7 protein-coding genes and 8 pseudogenes are annotated in these 15,242 nt (G+C 53.7%); 10 read left to right on the forward strand and 5 right to left on the reverse strand.

Annotated elements, in window-relative coordinates:
• The first annotated feature begins 84 nt into the window (after positions 1 to 84).
• The 5 genes and pseudogenes from CS369_RS12155 (at position 85) to fabI (ending at position 5,106) form a co-directional block, all read left to right on the forward strand.
• A pseudogene (locus CS369_RS12155) lies at positions 85 to 1,140 on the forward strand (linear amide C-N hydrolase).
• Positions 1,141 to 1,450: 310 nt separating this feature from the next.
• Positions 1,451 to 2,328: pseudogene (sapC, locus tag CS369_RS12160) on the forward strand (putrescine export ABC transporter permease SapC).
• 15 nt (positions 2,329 to 2,343) lie between these two features.
• Positions 2,344 to 3,336 (forward strand): putrescine export ABC transporter ATP-binding protein SapD, encoded by a 993-nt coding sequence (gene sapD, locus CS369_RS12165; protein ID WP_196907295.1) that lies wholly within the window; start codon positions 2,344 to 2,346, stop codon positions 3,334 to 3,336.
• The gene (gene sapF, locus CS369_RS12170; protein WP_196907331.1) at positions 3,336 to 4,151 is read left to right on the forward strand and encodes a putrescine export ABC transporter ATP-binding protein SapF; all 816 of its coding nucleotides are present in this window, start codon (positions 3,336 to 3,338) and stop codon (positions 4,149 to 4,151) included. The genes sapD and sapF overlap by 1 nt, the downstream gene beginning before the upstream one ends.
• Before the next feature lie 166 nt (positions 4,152 to 4,317).
• Positions 4,318 to 5,106 (forward strand): enoyl-ACP reductase FabI, encoded by a 789-nt coding sequence (gene fabI, locus CS369_RS12175; RefSeq protein WP_196907296.1) that lies wholly within the window; start codon positions 4,318 to 4,320, stop codon positions 5,104 to 5,106.
• 57 nt (positions 5,107 to 5,163) lie between these two features.
• On the opposite strand, the pseudogene CS369_RS12180 reads toward fabI, so the two are convergent.
• Positions 5,164 to 5,867: pseudogene (locus CS369_RS12180) on the reverse strand (LysR family transcriptional regulator substrate-binding protein); the annotation flags it as partial.
• On the opposite strand from CS369_RS12180, the pseudogene CS369_RS12185 reads away from it, so the two are divergent.
• The 3 genes and pseudogenes from CS369_RS12185 to CS369_RS25210 form a co-directional block, all read left to right on the forward strand.
• Positions 5,853 to 6,389: pseudogene (locus CS369_RS12185) on the forward strand (molybdopterin dinucleotide binding domain-containing protein); the annotation flags it as partial. The pseudogenes CS369_RS12180 and CS369_RS12185 sit on opposite strands and share 15 nt — an antisense overlap.
• 197 nt (positions 6,390 to 6,586) lie before the next feature.
• The gene (locus CS369_RS12190; RefSeq protein WP_196907297.1) at positions 6,587 to 8,524 is read left to right on the forward strand and encodes an exoribonuclease II; all 1,938 of its coding nucleotides are present in this window, start codon (positions 6,587 to 6,589) and stop codon (positions 8,522 to 8,524) included.
• 350 nt (positions 8,525 to 8,874) lie between these two features.
• A pseudogene (locus CS369_RS25210) lies at positions 8,875 to 10,838 on the forward strand (carbon starvation CstA family protein).
• Positions 10,839 to 10,918: 80 nt separating this feature from the next.
• Here the strand turns inward: CS369_RS25210 and CS369_RS12200 are convergent.
• Positions 10,919 to 11,514 (reverse strand): annotated as a pseudogene (locus CS369_RS12200) (YitT family protein).
• A gap of 231 nt (positions 11,515 to 11,745) precedes the next feature.
• On the opposite strand from CS369_RS12200, the pseudogene CS369_RS12205 reads away from it, so the two are divergent.
• Positions 11,746 to 12,840 (forward strand): annotated as a pseudogene (locus tag CS369_RS12205) (PLP-dependent aminotransferase family protein); the annotation flags it as partial.
• A 2-nt stretch (positions 12,841 to 12,842) separates the two neighbouring features.
• On the opposite strand, the pseudogene CS369_RS12210 reads toward CS369_RS12205, so the two are convergent.
• A pseudogene (locus CS369_RS12210) lies at positions 12,843 to 13,449 on the reverse strand (class II aldolase/adducin family protein).
• Between the two features lie 325 nt (positions 13,450 to 13,774).
• Here CS369_RS12210 and osmB point away from each other — a divergent pair.
• A complete protein-coding gene (gene osmB, locus CS369_RS12215; protein WP_196907298.1) occupies positions 13,775 to 13,978 on the forward strand; it encodes an osmotically-inducible lipoprotein OsmB in 204 nt (67 codons plus the stop codon).
• 42 nt (positions 13,979 to 14,020) lie between these two features.
• On the opposite strand, the gene yciH is transcribed toward osmB, so the two are convergent.
• Both yciH and pyrF read right to left on the reverse strand, forming a co-directional pair.
• Positions 14,021 to 14,341, reverse strand: a complete 321-nt coding sequence (gene yciH / locus CS369_RS12220; protein WP_196907299.1) for a stress response translation initiation inhibitor YciH — start codon at positions 14,339 to 14,341, stop codon at positions 14,021 to 14,023.
• Complete coding sequence (gene pyrF, locus CS369_RS12225; protein WP_196907300.1) at positions 14,338 to 15,075, reverse strand: orotidine-5'-phosphate decarboxylase; 738 nt, start codon at positions 15,073 to 15,075, stop codon at positions 14,338 to 14,340. The genes yciH and pyrF overlap by 4 nt, the downstream gene beginning before the upstream one ends.
• Positions 15,076 to 15,242 lie beyond the last annotated feature (167 nt).

The raw sequence follows: 15,242 nt of genomic DNA on the forward strand, positions 1-15,242 counted from the left end.
ACCGTTTCCCGGTAATCAACATGGGCTGGCTAAAGTGGAGCGGTAATATGCAAAGTTATTTAGCCTACCAACCGTGCAGGTCATATGATGAGTAAACGGATACTCGAAATAATCAACGATCCTGATATAATTAAAATAATAATTTTAGATATGAATAATAATTTATATCATGGCCGTACGCTTGAGTTAACGACGGACCTCCCTTCTTGGATAACGTATTATCCTGAAAACACGGTTTTCCAGAAAAAAATGCCCGACGGAAAAAATGGTGTTCGTTATCAGTCTCATTATAAAATACTGGCCATCAGCACCAAGGTATATGATGATGGTGATATTTATAACATTTTCCAAGGGATGAACAGTGGGGGACTTTCATTCAGCGCCAATATGATAAATAGCACTGAACTTGATGATTTAAAACCCAATGAATATAAAGATGCCATCCCTGTCACCGCGATAGGCGAATGGGCTTTATCTTAATTTTCAAGTGTTAGTGAAATAAAACAAGCTGTAGAAAAGACGAAGTTCCGCGCCCCTGTCATTAAAGGATTTGGTAATATTAAAGCCCCCTTTCATTATGCTTTCTATGATAAAAATGGCGGCAGTATAGTTGTTGAAGCAGTTGATGGTAAGTTAAAGGTTTATGATAACCCGACTCGAGTTATGACAAATGGACCTGATTTCTCTTGGCACTTGCAGAATCTGAATAACTATACACAACTAACCAATGTTGATCGTTCTCACTCAACGTTTGGGAATATGCCAGTCAGTCAACCCGACAGCGGTATTGCCATTTCGGCACTGCCTTCTTCAGACACCTCTGTAGGTCGATTCATTCGTGGTGTATTTTATACGACCTATGCACAAAAGCCGGTAAATTCGCAACTCGCAATGAATACGCTAGCGCATATTATGAACAGATTTGACCGTATTAAAGGTATTACTGTGGATGAAAGAAATGTGCAGGGAGAGACGAAAACGCCACAAACAGAATATACCGTATGGACAAGTTTGTCTGACCTTAAAGAAGGAAAGATGCTGGTTAAAGGATATACAGATATTAACTACACAGAATTTTCTTTTTATAAAATCAAAGAGAAGAATGCGCCATTTTTTGAAAGAATAAATGTGGAGCAGTAAACAACATTCAGAGCGTCGGCGACGCGGGTCATGACCTTCGGTGCTCCAGGTTCGAAATTGCTACCTGTGTTCTCTTGCCTGCGACAGTGATATAGAAGGATAATCACCTATGCTTAACGCTAGGGACTTCTTTCCCCAGCGCTATCGGTAAAAAAGCAGTGCCACAGGAAATCACGAGCCTGATATTCAGCCCGTGTAAATCAGAGATTACCTCTACTTTGTCTCGGTACTTTTCTGATCCAAGGTAATGATATAATTGATATAAGTAGAGTAACACCACATGCATCAAGAGCAGTTCAAATGAAATCATATGCCCTTCGATAACGTTTACAGTGAAAAGCGCCTGCCTAGCCGCGTGCGGGATATCTGGCAATTTTTCCATCGCGATACGCTGGCGATGATTGGGCTGTACGGCTTTTTGGCGCTGCTGTTTCTGTGTCTGTTTGGTTCTGCCATCGCCCCTTATGCCGTCGATCAGCAATTTCTGGGCTATCAATTGATGCCACCTTCCTGGTCACATTACGGTGAGGTGTCCTTCTTTCTCGGTACAGACGATCTGGGGCGCGATCTCTTGAGCCGGTTATTGACCGGTGCTGCCGCGACCGTCGGTTCAGCGCTGATCGTCACCTATGCGGCATTGTGCTCGGCACATTAGCTGGCGTCACGCACGGCCTGCGCTCCGCATTATTGAACCATATTCTCGATACGTTGCTATCAATACCGTCATTGCTGCTGGCTATCGTGGTGATCGCCTTTATCGACTCGGATTTGACGCACGCTATGCTGGCCGTGTGGCTGGCGCTGCTGCCGCGCATGGTGAGAACGCTCTACACCGCCGTGCACGATGAGATGGATAAGGAATATGTCATCGCCGCCCGATTAGACGGCGCATCAACCCGCTATATCATTTGGTACGTGGTGTTACCCAATATCGAGCCGGTGCTGGTGTCCGAGTTTACCCGCGCGCGCTCTATCGCCATTTTGGACATTTCAGCACTGGGCTTTCTCGATCTGGGCGCTCAGATGCCAACACCCGAATGGGGTGCCATGTTAGGCAATTCTCTGGAACTGGTGTATGCCGCGCCCTGGACGGTGATGTTGCCGGGCGTGGCCATTACCCTCAGCGTACTGATTGTGAATCTGCTGGGCGATGGCATCCGCCGTTCCCTGCTGTCACAAATGGATTAATGGCGGAGACGAACCATGGCACTACTTGATATTCGTAATCTGACCATTGAATTCCTTACGCCTGACGGTCCGGTCAAGGCCGTCGATCGCGTCAGCATTACCCTGACCGAAGGGGAAATCCGCGGCCTGGTGGGCGAATCTGGATCGGGCAAGAGCCTTATTGCTAAAGCCATCTGCGGCGTAACCAAAGATAACTGGCGGGTGACAGCTGACCGCTTCCGTTTTGATGATATCGACTTGCTGCAACTCTCACCCCGTGCACGGCGTAAGCTGGTGGGACACAACGTGTCGATGATTTTTCAGGAGCCGCAATCCTGTCTCGATCCCTCTGAGCACATTGGCAAACAGCTGATGCTTGCCATTCCAGGCTGGACCTACAAAGGTCGTTGGTGGCAACGCTTTCAGTGGCGCAAACGCCGCGCCATTGAACTATTGCACCGGGTCGGCATTAAAGATCACAAAGATATCATGCGCATTTCCCCCTATGAATTGACGGAGGGTGAATGCCAGAAGGTAATGATTGCCATCGCCTTGGCTAACCAGCCGCGTCTGCTGATCGCCGATGAACCGACCAATGCGATGGAGTCAACCACGCAGGCGCAGATTTTCCGGCTACTGTCGCGACTTAATCAGAACAATAACACCACCATTTTATTGATCAGTCATGACCTGCAAACTATGAGCAAGTGGGCCGATCGTATCAACGTGCTTTACTGCGGACAAACGGTGGAAAGCGCGCCAAGCGAAGAGTTGATCTCCGCGCCACACCACCCTTACACCCAGGCGCTGATCCGCGCCATGCCCGATTTCGGGCGTTCGTTGCCGCACAAAAGCAGACTTAACACGCTGCCGGGCGCTATTCCGTCACTAGAGTATCTGCCGGTAGGCTGCCTTCTCGGTCCGCGTTGCCCCTACTCGCAGAAAAAATGCATGCAAACACCGCTGTTGGTATCGACCAAAAATCACTGGTTCGCCTGCCATTTCCCGCTTAATACGGAGGAGCAATGATGGATGACATTCTGCTCGAAGCGCGCAACCTGACCAAAACGTTCCGCTACCACACCGGGTTATTTCACCGCCAACACGTTGAAGCCGTGAAATCCGTGAGTTTCACGCTGCGCGAACGGCAGACGCTGGCGATTATCGGTGAGAACGGCTCCGGCAAATCGACCCTGGCGAAAATGCTGGTGGGGGTCATCCCACCGACCTCCGGTGAACTGCTGATTAACGATCATCCTTTGTGCTACGGCGATTATCGCTTCCGCTGCCAGCAGGTGCGCATGATTTTTCAGGACGCGGGCAATGCGCTCAACCCACGCCAGCGTATTGGCCAACTGCTTGATATGCCTCTGCGGTTGAATACCACATTGAACGGTCACGAGCGGGAAAAAATGATCAACCAGACGCTGCAACAGGTAGGCCTGCGCCCTGATCACGCCTACTACTACCCGCAGGCACTGGCTCCCGGCCAAAAACAGCGCGTGGGATTGGCACGTGCGTTGATCTTGCAGCCCAAGGTGATCGTGGCTGACGAGGCACTGGCCTCGTTAGATATGTCGATGCGCTCGCAAATCATTAATTTGATGCTGGAACTTCAGGAAGAACAAGGGATCTCCTATATTTATGTCACTCAGCATCTGGGCATGATGAAGCACATCAGCGATCAGATCGTGGTAATGCACGACGGTGAAGTGGTCGAGCGAGGCAGCACCGCAGATGTGCTGGCCGCGCCGCTGCACGATTTGACCAAACGCCTGATTGCCAGCCACTTTGGCGAAGCGCTCAGTGCCGATGCCTGGCGCCGTGACAGAGCGCAGTTTTAGCCGGATTCGCTAGCGCGACATCGTGGCAAACGCGCGGGCGATACTGCTCGGAGTACCCCACGGGGGGCAACCATGCTAGAATCGCCCGGTTTACTCACTTCGAACGCCCTGATTAACGCATTCTGTGCAGGCGTTCGCAGCAACTATAATCACAAGGATTACTGCTATGGGTTTTCTAACCGGTAAGGGCATTTTGGTAACGGGTGTTGCCAGTAACCGCTCAATTGCATTCGGTATCGCACAGGCGATGCAACGCGAAGGCGCTGAACTGGCGTTTACATACCAGAACGACAAGCTGAAATCGCGTGTTGAAGGCTTCGCACAAGAGCTGGGTTCCAGCATAGTACTGCCGTGTGACGTTGCGGAAGATGCCAGCATTGAAGCGCTGTTTGCCGAACTGGCTAACGTATGGCCGACCTTTGACGGTTTTGTCCACTCCATCGCGTTCGCCCCGGGCGATCAACTGGATGGTGATTACGTCGACGCCGTGACCCGTGACGGTTTCCGCGTTGCGCACGATATCAGTTCCTACAGCTTCGTGGCGATGGCAAAAGCCTGCCGCGCCATGCTGAACCCGAACTCCGCGCTGGTCACACTCTCCTACCTCGGTGCCGAGCGCGCTATTCCGAACTACAACGTGATGGGTCTGGCCAAAGCCTCTCTGGAAGCCAACGTTCGCTACATGGCTAACGCCATGGGCGCGCAAGGTGTGCGTGTTAACGCCATTTCCGCTGGCCCGATCCGCACGTTGGCGGCGTCTGGCATCAAAAATTTCAAGAAAATGCTTTCCCACTGCGAGGCGGTGACGCCTATACGCCGTGTGGTCACCATTGAAGACGTAGGCAATACGGCTGCGTTCTTGTGCTCGGATCTGGCTGCGGGTATCTCAGGTGAAGTCCTGCACGTGGATGGCGGCTTCAACATCGCCGCAATGAATGAGCTGGAACTGGATTAATTTCCAACCGCTATTGGCAAAAACCACCGGCATCCGGTGGTTTTTTTTCGTCCCAACTCAACCCGCGTTTTCTGCCAGCCACGTCTGTGCGAAAACAAAGAAATTTTGTGCCAGGCAGTAACTTTGCCAACCGGAGCCACAACCAGCGCCGCCTGACGCTGCATCGGTGGCAGTGTGAGTGGGCGAAAACGCAGTGCGGGCGTCATTTCCGGCAACAGGCTCCCTTGAGGCACGACGGCGCAGCCCAATCCTAAAAAGACGCTCTGCATCAATTGCATCACCGAGGCACTTTCCACTTTGACCTTCGGCGTCACGCCTGACTCACGAAAGTGTCCATCGAGATAACGCCGAAAATAGCGGCTGGGCTCAGCCAGACACAACGGCACATCCGCCAAATCCGCTAATGCCAGCGGCGTCTCTCCGACCATCTGTGGGAATGCTTGCGGATGGTAAACCAGCGAAATCTCACTGCGGTGTACGGGAGCCGCCTGAAAAGTCAGCTCTTTGAGCGTGGCAAGCTCGAAAAATCCCAGACCGATATCAACCGTGTGGGCATTGAGCGCTTCCAGAAGCTGGTCCGCACTGAACAAGGAGACCTGATAGTCGAGCTGTGGGTAGATCTCATGAGCAGCGGCCAACAGTTGCGGAAGCACCATTCCCGATTTCGGCACCGCGCCAATGCGCAATACGCCGCTCACGCCATGCTTAAGCGACGCCACTTCCAACTTCAATCCCTGATAAATCGAAACGATTTCAACGCCCATTGCGAACAGCCCGGCGGGTTCTATCTGGGCAATGCGGCGGCTGAGTTACGCTTTAACACCCCGAATCATAAAGCCAACTTCTGCGCCGCCGAACTGCCGAAAACCCTGTTCGCGCAGCTTGGCACGCAGCAGGCTCCTTTTACGCTGCAAACCCTGCGTTCGCAGGATCAGTACAACACCACCATTTATGGCCTTGATGACCGCTATCGCGGCGTTTACGGGCAACGCGAGGTGCTGTTTATCAATCCGCAGGATATCGCTGCACTGAGGTTGGCTGACGGTGACAACGTGAATATCGAGACGCTGTGGAACGATGGCATCACACGTAAGGTGAGTGGATTTCGACTGGTCAGCTACAATATTCCTCGCGGCAATCTGGCCGCCTATTACCCGGAAACCAATCCGTTAGTACCACTCTCAAGCGTAGGTTATGAAACCTTTACACCGACCTCAAAATCGGTGCCCGTGGTCATAACCCGCAGCCAGAGCGATATACAAACTGAGCGACATATCTCCTGATACACTGGCGTCTCGGCACTGACCGGGACGCCTGCGTTCCACTCCCGTTACGCGATGCATTAGCGGTTATTCTCAAAACGCGAAGATTGGTCTCATTGATATACATCACGCTTGCCGCCAGCACGGGTTTCGCGTAAAACTGTCTGCCATTCATTAGTGTCGTTAATAACCGCATCTGGACATCTCTTTTACTCATTATGTTTCAAGATAATCCGCTGCTTGCCCAGCTAAAACAGCAACTTCACTCCCAAACTCCTCGTGCTGAAGGCGTAGTGAAAGGCACTGATAAAGGGTTCGGCTTTTTGGAAGTCGACGCACAAAAAAGCTACTTTATTCCACCACCGCAGATGAAGAAGGTGATGCATGGCGATCGTATCGTTGCGACGCTGCACACCGATAAAGATCGTGAAATCGCAGAGCCGGAATCCCTGATTGAACCCTTTTTGACGCGCTTTGTTGGCCGTGTGCAGAAAAAGGACGACCGTTTTGCCATCCTGCCCGATCATCCGCTGCTGAAAGAGGCGATCCCCTGCCGTACTGGACGCGACGTAAATCACACCTTTCAGGATGGCGATTGGGCTGTGGCGGAAATGCGTCGCCATCCGCTCAAAGGCGATCGCAGCTTCCATGCTGAATTAACGCAATACATCACCACCGGCGACGACCCGCTGGCGCCGTGGTGGGTGACGTTGTCACGTCACGATCTTGAGCGTACAGCGCCAGAAATGGACAGAGAATTGACGCTCAATGACGGCAATCTGACGCGCGAAGATTTGACGGCACTGACCTTTGTTACCATCGATAGCGCCAGTACTGAAGACATGGACGATGCGCTGTATGCCAAAGACAACGGCGACGGCACACTGGAACTAACTATCGCCATTGCCGACCCTACCGCCTATGTGGAAGCGGGCAGTACGCTGGATACGCTGGCGCGTCAACGTTCATTTACCAACTACCTGCCGGGATTCAATATTCCGATGCTGCCACGCGTGCTTTCCGACGATCTCTGCTCGCTGCGCGCGCAAGAGCGCCGTCCGGCAGTGGTGTGCCGCGTCACCGTCGCGGCCGACGGTACACTGGGCGATGATGTGCAGTTCTTTGCCGCCTGGGTAGAATCCAAGGCCAAACTGGTTTACGACAACGTTTCAGACTGGCTGGAGCAACAGGGTGAATGGCAGCCGGAAAACGATGCCGTTGCCGAGCAAATCCGTTTGCTGCACCGCATCGGTCTGGCCCGCAGTGCGTGGCGTGCCACCCATGCGCTGGTGTTTAAAGATCGTCCTGATTACCGTTTCCTGCTCGGTAAGCAGGGCGATGTGCTGAATATCGTAGTTGAACAACGTCGCATCGCTAATCGTATCGTCGAAGAAACCATGATCACCGCCAATATCTGCGCCGCACGCATGCTTAAAGAGAAGTTGGGCTTCGGCATTTACAACGTTCACAACGGTTTCGAGCCAACCCAGGTCGATCAGGCCGTGATGGTGTTAAGCAACAACGGCATTGAAGCGGACGCTGCTGCGTTGTTGACCCTGGACTGTTTTTGCAAACTGCGCCGAGAGCTGGATGCGCAGCCGACGTCATTTTTAGACAGCCGCATTCGCCGCTTCCAAACCTTCGCCGAAGTTTCCACTACGCCAGGACCGCATTTCGGTTTGGGGCTGGACGCGTATGCCACCTGGACCTCGCCCATCCGTAAGTTTGGTGACATGATCAACCATCGCCTGCTGAAAGCAATTATTTGCCAACAGCCCGCTGAGAAACTGCAAGATGACATCACGCAACAAATGGCGGAGCGCCGTCGTTTAAACCGGATGGCCGAGCGTGACGTCGGTGACTGGCTGTATGCTCGTTTCCTAAAACCGAAAGCCGGGACTGATGCCCGCTTCCGCGCCGAGATCATCGATGTGACGCGCGGTGGTCTGCGTGTGCGTTTGCTGGACAACGGTGCCGTTGCCTTTATCCCGGCTTCGTTTATTCACGCAGTACGCGATGAGTTAGTCAGCAGCCAGGAAACCGGCACGGTCTCCGTCAAAGGTGAAGTGGTCTACCGCCAAAGCGATACGCTGGATGTGGTATTGACCGACGTGCGCATGGAAACGCGCAGTATCATTGCCAAACCCGTAGCATAAACCTCTGGTGTCGCCAGCCTGCGGGTTGGCGACACCGATGTTCTCCGCATCAGATTCTCCCCTCCCCTATCATCATTAGCCAAAACTGAATTTAATTTACAAAAATTCACTCTTGCTCACATTTTCTCATCTGCACCTGCCGCACATCACGCTGAAATACAATATGTTTTTAAGGGCTGCGCCGTTTGCCATGGCGTCACGCCTTAAAAGCCAGCAAAACTCTCGCCCCATTAGTTGGGTAACGAAGGAGCCGTTGTCATGAATAATGTCAAAAGCATAGTGATCTGGCTGTTGGTCGCATTAGCGGGGGCTATCGCCTTCGCGATGCTGGCCTTAAGCCGTGGAATGCCGTGTGGTTGGCCATTGCAGCCGTATCCTGCTACAGCATTGCCTACCGCTTTTACAGTCTGTTTATTGCTAAAAAAGTGTTTGAACTGGACGACCGTCGTGTCACGCCGGCTGAACGTCACAATGACGGGTTGGATTATGTTCCCACCAACAAGTGGGTGCTGTTTGGTCACCACTTTGCCGCTATCGCCGGGGCGGGTCCGTTGGTTGGTCCGATTCTCGCCGCGCAGATGGGCTTTCTACTGGGCACGATCTGGATTTTGGTCGGGGTAATGTTCGCCGGTGCGGTACAAGATTTTCTGGTCCTGTTTATCTCGACGCGCCGCGATGGCCGTTCGCTCGGGGAAATGGCAAAACAAGAGTTAAGCACCTTTGCGGGTGTGGTGACGATGCTGGGTGCACTGGGTGTGATGATAATCATCCTTTCCGCACTGGCTCTGGTGATGGTCAAAGCGCTAGCACACAGCCCCTGGGGGGGTTTACCATTGCAGCGACTATCCCGATTGCGCTGTTTATGGGCGTCTATATGCGTTTTCTGCGCCCCGGCAAAATTGCTGAAGTCTCATTGATCGGTTTTGTGTTGATGATGATGGCCATCGTGTACGGCGGCGACATCTCTGTCCATCCGCACTGGGGCCCCTTCTTCACCCTGCAAGGCACCACGCTGACTTGGGCGCTGGTAATTTACGGCTTTATCGCTTCGGTGCTGCCGGTATGGCTACTGCGGGCCCTACGCGACTATCTTTTTACGTTCCTGAAAATTGGGGTTATTGTCGGTTTGGCTGTGGGTATTGTGTTCGCCACGCCAGAACTGAAAATGCCGTCTGTGACACGCTTTATTGACGGTAGCGGGCCGGTGTTCTCCGGTAGCCTGTTCCCCTTCCTGTTTATCACCATCGCTTGCGGTGCCATCTCCGGGTTCCACGCGTTGGTCTCCAGCGGTACCACGCCTAAGTTGATTGAACACGAAAGTCACATTCGCATGATTGGTTATGGCGCGATGCAGATGGAATCGTTTGTGGCGATCATGGCGCTGATTTGCGCTTCGGTTATCGATCCGGGCTTCTATTTCGCCATGAACTCACCGTCTGCTCTGATCGGTATCACCGTTGAACAAGCCTCACAGGTGATCAACGGCTGGGGCTTTATGATCACACCGGAAGCGCTGAGTGAAATAGCCAAAGACGTAGGCGAAGCCTCTATTTTGTCACGTGCCAGGGGGACACCGACCTTCTCGGTGGGCATGGCGCATATCATCACCGAAATGTTTAACAGTCGGGCCATGATGGCATTCTGGTATCACTTCGCCATTCTGTTTGAAGCGCTGTTCATTCTGACTGCCGTCGATGCCGGTACCCGCGCCTGCCGTTTCATGGAGCAGGATCTGGTCGGCCTCGCTGTTCCTGGCATGGGCAAGAGCCACTCCTGGCTGGGTAACATGGCGGGCACCACGGTGGCGGTTGCCGGTTGGGGCTTCTTTGTCTATCAGGGCGTTATCGATCCTCTCGGTGGGATTAACACCTTGTGGCTGCTGTTTGATATCGGGAACCAGATGCTGGCGTCCATGGCGCTGATTCTTGGCACCGTTGTGCTGTTCAAAATGAAGAAGCAGCGCTACGCCTGGGTGACCATACTGCCGACCATCTGGCTGTTTATCACTTCGATGACAGCCGGCTGGCAGAAAATTTTCCATGAAAAGGCCAGTATCGGTTTTCTGGCTCAGGCTAAACGCTTCTCGCAGGGTATTGAGCAAGGCACGTTGATCGCGCCAGCCAAGACCATCAAAGGCATGGAAACCATTGTGTTCAGCAACCAGATCAACGCCGCACTATGCGGGTTCTTTATGCTGGTAGCAGTTACCATGCTCATTTCTGCCTTTTTTGTGATTCGCCGTGCGCTGGCAAGCGAGACGCCGACGGCAAAAGAAGTGGCTGTTATCTTACGTGAAGAAACAACGCACCGTTAACCGCCTCATTAACGGTGCTGTGTGCCCATGCCCGTCAGCAATGACGGGCATTTTTTTCCATTGTGATACTAGGATTAGGCCTACGGTTGCAGGGCACGTTCGCGCGACTGCCCGACAAAATAGGGTAAAAACAGTTGGATCAGCGGACTAATCGCAAAGGCATACACTACCGTACCTACGCCGACCGTGCCGCCGAGTATCCACCCCACCACCAGCACCGTCAGCTCAATTCCGGTTCGCACATAGCGAATTTGCCATCCGGTACGCGCCACAATGCCGGTCATCAAGCCATCACGAGGGCCAGGACCAAAACCGGCACCGATATACATGCCAGTAGCTAGCCCGTTGGTGATGCCCCCCCGATCAACAGCGCCGTGCGTGCCCCGAGGTGTTCGATTTCTGGCAGTAAATCCAATCCCACATTGGTTGCCAGCCCAATCACGATAACGTTACTGATGGTCCCCAATCCCGGCCGCTGGCGTAGCGGGATCCACAGCAGCAGCACCAACGCGCCCATCAGGATGATAATGGTGCCCATACTCAGTGGCAGATGTTGCGCTAACCCGAGGTGAAACACATCCCACGGGTCCACCCCTAAATTTCCCCGGATCATCATGGCGATTGCCATGCCGTACAGCGCTAATCCCACATACAATAACCCAAGCCGATACGCCATAGTACTTCACCCCACCATTAACCCTTCGTCACCAACAGGGTGACGTCATCAAGGAAGTTGTGTTACCTTGACGCAAAATGGACTTTATTTTAAGGTCCAGTTTATCGAAAGTGGCTTTTTAATCTGTCAGGGAGTTTACCATGGCTGCACGGCCTCATTACAGCGTCTGTTCGGTAACTGGCAGCAACCCGAATCACGCACTCCGGCTTATCGCCAGTTAGCAGATAGCCTGCGGTCGATCTCTCCTGCGCCGCCCTGCCCGCGGGTCCTGAGATCCATCAGGCATATACCCGCGCCCTGTCTCAGTTGCCAGAGTACCTTGAACACAGCGGCTATGACGCTGCCGGGTTGCCACGACTGCGCAGCGCTACAACGCTCGCGGTCTACCCACTACGGCGGATCAAATCATGGTGGTAAACGGAGCGGTCAGCGGTTTTACCCTGCTGCTACGACTGCTGACCGGCCCGGGCGACCGCGTAATTATTGAACACCCTACCTATCCTCATGCGATTGGTGCAATAAAAGGCGCTGCCTGTCGCCCGATTCCTGTAGCACTCCCCGATCAGGGATGGGATACCGATGGTCTTGCCATCACGATTGCTCAGGCAGCTCCGCGTCTCGCCTACCTGATCACCGATTATCACAACCCCACCGGTCGCTGCATGGACAGCGCCACGCGCCAGATTGTGGCGGAGATCGCAGCACGCACGCGCACGCCGATGGTGATGGATGAAACCATGTCGGAACTGTGGTACGACGTGCCACCGCCACCGCCGCTGGCCGCCTTTGATGACAGCGGACACGTCATCATGCTAGGTTCGGCGGGCAAAAGCTTTTGGGGCGGACTGCGACTCGGCTGGATTCGAGCCAGCGCCCGGACCATCGCTGCACTGATACAGATGCGCGATACCGTGGATTTGGGCTCTCCGCTATTGGAACAGCTGGCCTGCGCGGAACTGTTGCAGGATGCAGAACAGATTTTGCCTGCACGCCGCGCTGGATTGCGTCAGCAGCGGGACGAGACCGGTGACGCCATTGCGCGCCAGTTTCCTGAATGGCAGTTGAATACGCCCAGCGGTGGCCTCTGTTGGTGGGCAGAGCTGCCACAACCCGTCTCCACCATGTTGGCAGCCAATGCAGAAACCCTGGGGATACGGATTGGCGCAGGGCCGCGTTTTGGGATTGAAGGGGGCTTTTGAACGCTTTTTACGCGTCCCTTTTACGCTGCCAGTCAGTCAAATTGAAGATGCGCTAATACGCATTAGACCAGTGTGGGATCGCATTGCAGCCCACCGTGTCAGTTATCCACGCGGTGGGTTGATTTAAGGTTATTGCCCGTAATAGGCGTTTTTACCGCGCTTGCGCAGGTAGTGCTTATCCAGCAGTTGCTGCTGCATCGGGCAAACGTCTGGTGCCAGTTGGCAGGTGAAGATGCCCATATAGGCGATCTCTTCCAGTACCACCGCGTTGTGCACCGCGGTATCAGCGTCTTTTCCCCAAGCAAAAGGCTCGTGCGCGGCCGTCTATCTCCGCGTCTGTCATCAGACGGGTGCAAGTGATTGCGCCATAAAAGTAATCGGCATGGGTGGTACCAAAGGCCGGCAAATCTTTGCCCGCCTGCGCCCAAATGGTCGCATGGCGTGAGTGCGTATGCACAATGCCACCAATCTGATCAAACGCCAGATAGAGCACGCGGTGTGTATCTGAATCCGATGAAGGCTTCTTGCTTACTTCAACCACGCGCCCGGTTGCAAGTTCCACCACCACCATATCTTCGGCGGTCATCACCGGATAAGCCACCCCCGAAGGTTTGATGACCATCAGCCTCTGCTGACGATCGACTGCACTGACATTTCCCCAGGTAAAGGTCACCAGGTGATGCGCTGGCAGCGCCAGATTCGCCTCCAGCACCTGCTGTTTGAGTTCTGCTAACATCATTCGCCCCCTTTCATCCGATAGGATATTGTCGGGGAGTCGGAGTGCCGCACCTATGGGCTAACTGGCTAAAAACCCTGCTACGCTGCGCATTACCCTTTATGACCGGGAAATCATTTATCACCGTGCTCACCGTTATGGCACGAACAGCATTTACGGCAAACCTCGCGCGAAGCAATTAGGATTTTTCCACCTATCCAGAGGACTTCCGACGATTATACAGATAGAAAGAGAGAGATGACCGACAAGGTCAGATTAAATAGTGCAAATATCGTGTAATGCGATATTTTCCCGCCGTCGCGGGCGAAAACATCAGGAGATCACCATGGTTGTGAAAAAAGGTTTCGTCGTTACAGCCCTTGCTGTAGCACTCGTCATGACGCTCAGCAGCTGTTCCAACATGTCCAAACGCGATCGTAATACCGCCATTGGCGCTGGGGCTGGCGCAGTCGGAGGGGCAATCCTGACCGGTGGCGGCACGCTGGGTGGTGCGGCCATTGGCGGCATTATTGGTCATCAGGTCGATTAATGGCGAGTGACAGCAGGGGACGCCCTGCTGTCAGATTCTGTATTAACCGCCCGCTAGCTTGACCTTCAATCCCTTCGCTTCCAATAGCTGTTTTAGCAGATCGCGCTTATCGCCCTGAATCTCAATGCTGCCTTCTTTAACAGCACCGCCACACTTCTTTTTTAGCTCTGCGGCCAACGCGGTGAGTGCGCCATCATCCAGATCGAGACCCGTGATAATGCATACGCCCTTTCCTTTGCGTCCGCTGGTTTGCCGTTGAATGCGCACCACGCCGTCTCCTTTGGCACGCGTTAACGGAGCGGGCTCTTCCTTGATGCGTCCGGTGTCGGTGGAATAGACCAACCGACTGTTACTCTCACTCATGCCTGCCCCCCCACCAACAACGAATGCCGAATCTGCGCCAGCGTGTGCGCCGGATCGGCAGATTGGGTGATCGGACGCCCAATGACCATATAATCAACCCCTGCCGCCTGCACCTGTTCCGGCGTCATAATGCGACGCTGATCGCCACTAGCGCTGCCCGCAGGGCGAATACCCGGCATGACCAGCTTGAACGCGCTACCACAAACCTGCTTCAGTCGTTGCGCTTCCTGTGCAGAACACACCACACCGTCCAATCCACAATCACGGGTCAGCACCGCGAGGCGCTCAGCCTGCTGCGCCGGTGCCGCAGTGATGCCTAACGCCAGCAGATCGTCGGTTTTCATGCTGGTCAATACAGTAACAGCAATCAGCAACGGCTCATCGGCACCAAAGGGTTGCAATGCCGCTTTTGCCGCTTCCATCATCCGCCTACCACCACTGGCATGGACGTTGACCATCCACACACCTAATTCTGCCGCAGCCGCCACCGCATGTGCGGCCGTATTATGGATATCGTGAAACTTGAGGTCGAGAAAAACGTCAAAACCGCGCTTCTGCAACGCCTTAACAAATTGCGGACCGAAAAGGGTAAACATCTCTTTGCCCACTTTCAGCCGACAATCCTGTGGGTTGATGCGATCGACAAACGCCAACGCCTGATTCTGGTCAGCATAGTCTAATGCGACAACGATTGGCGACGTAACGGCATGCGGTGGGGTGATGTGTTCGCTCATGTGGCCCTCAGTTTTGCTTGGCGATTGAATCCGTGGAGTGAGATTGGTCCGCGTATAAAAATTTTCCGCCGCATTCTACTCTTCTCTCCCGCGAAAGCCCAGCAGCCCTGCCGGACAGCGCTGCATTTCGCGCGGTGTTCACCGTGAATGTGTTTCAAACAATAAGC

Origin of the sequence: Candidatus Symbiopectobacterium sp. 'North America' (assembly GCF_015762685.1) — a bacterium.
GTDB lineage: Bacteria > Pseudomonadota > Gammaproteobacteria > Enterobacterales > Enterobacteriaceae > Symbiopectobacterium.

What these genes read in the sequence shown, in the direction of transcription:
- sapD (WP_196907295.1), top strand. Translation starts at nt 2,344, where the DNA reads ATGGCACTACTTGATATTCGTAATCTGACCATTGAATTCCTTACGCCT.
- sapF (WP_196907331.1), top strand. Translation starts at nt 3,336, where the DNA reads ATGGATGACATTCTGCTCGAAGCGCGCAACCTGACCAAAACGTTCCGC.
- fabI (WP_196907296.1), top strand. Translation starts at nt 4,318, where the DNA reads ATGGGTTTTCTAACCGGTAAGGGCATTTTGGTAACGGGTGTTGCCAGT.
- CS369_RS12190 (WP_196907297.1), top strand. Translation starts at nt 6,587, where the DNA reads ATGTTTCAAGATAATCCGCTGCTTGCCCAGCTAAAACAGCAACTTCAC.
- osmB (WP_196907298.1), top strand. Translation starts at nt 13,775, where the DNA reads ATGGTTGTGAAAAAAGGTTTCGTCGTTACAGCCCTTGCTGTAGCACTC.
- yciH (WP_196907299.1), bottom strand. Translation starts at nt 14,341, where the DNA reads ATGAGTGAGAGTAACAGTCGGTTGGTCTATTCCACCGACACCGGACGC.
- pyrF (WP_196907300.1), bottom strand. Translation starts at nt 15,075, where the DNA reads ATGAGCGAACACATCACCCCACCGCATGCCGTTACGTCGCCAATCGTT.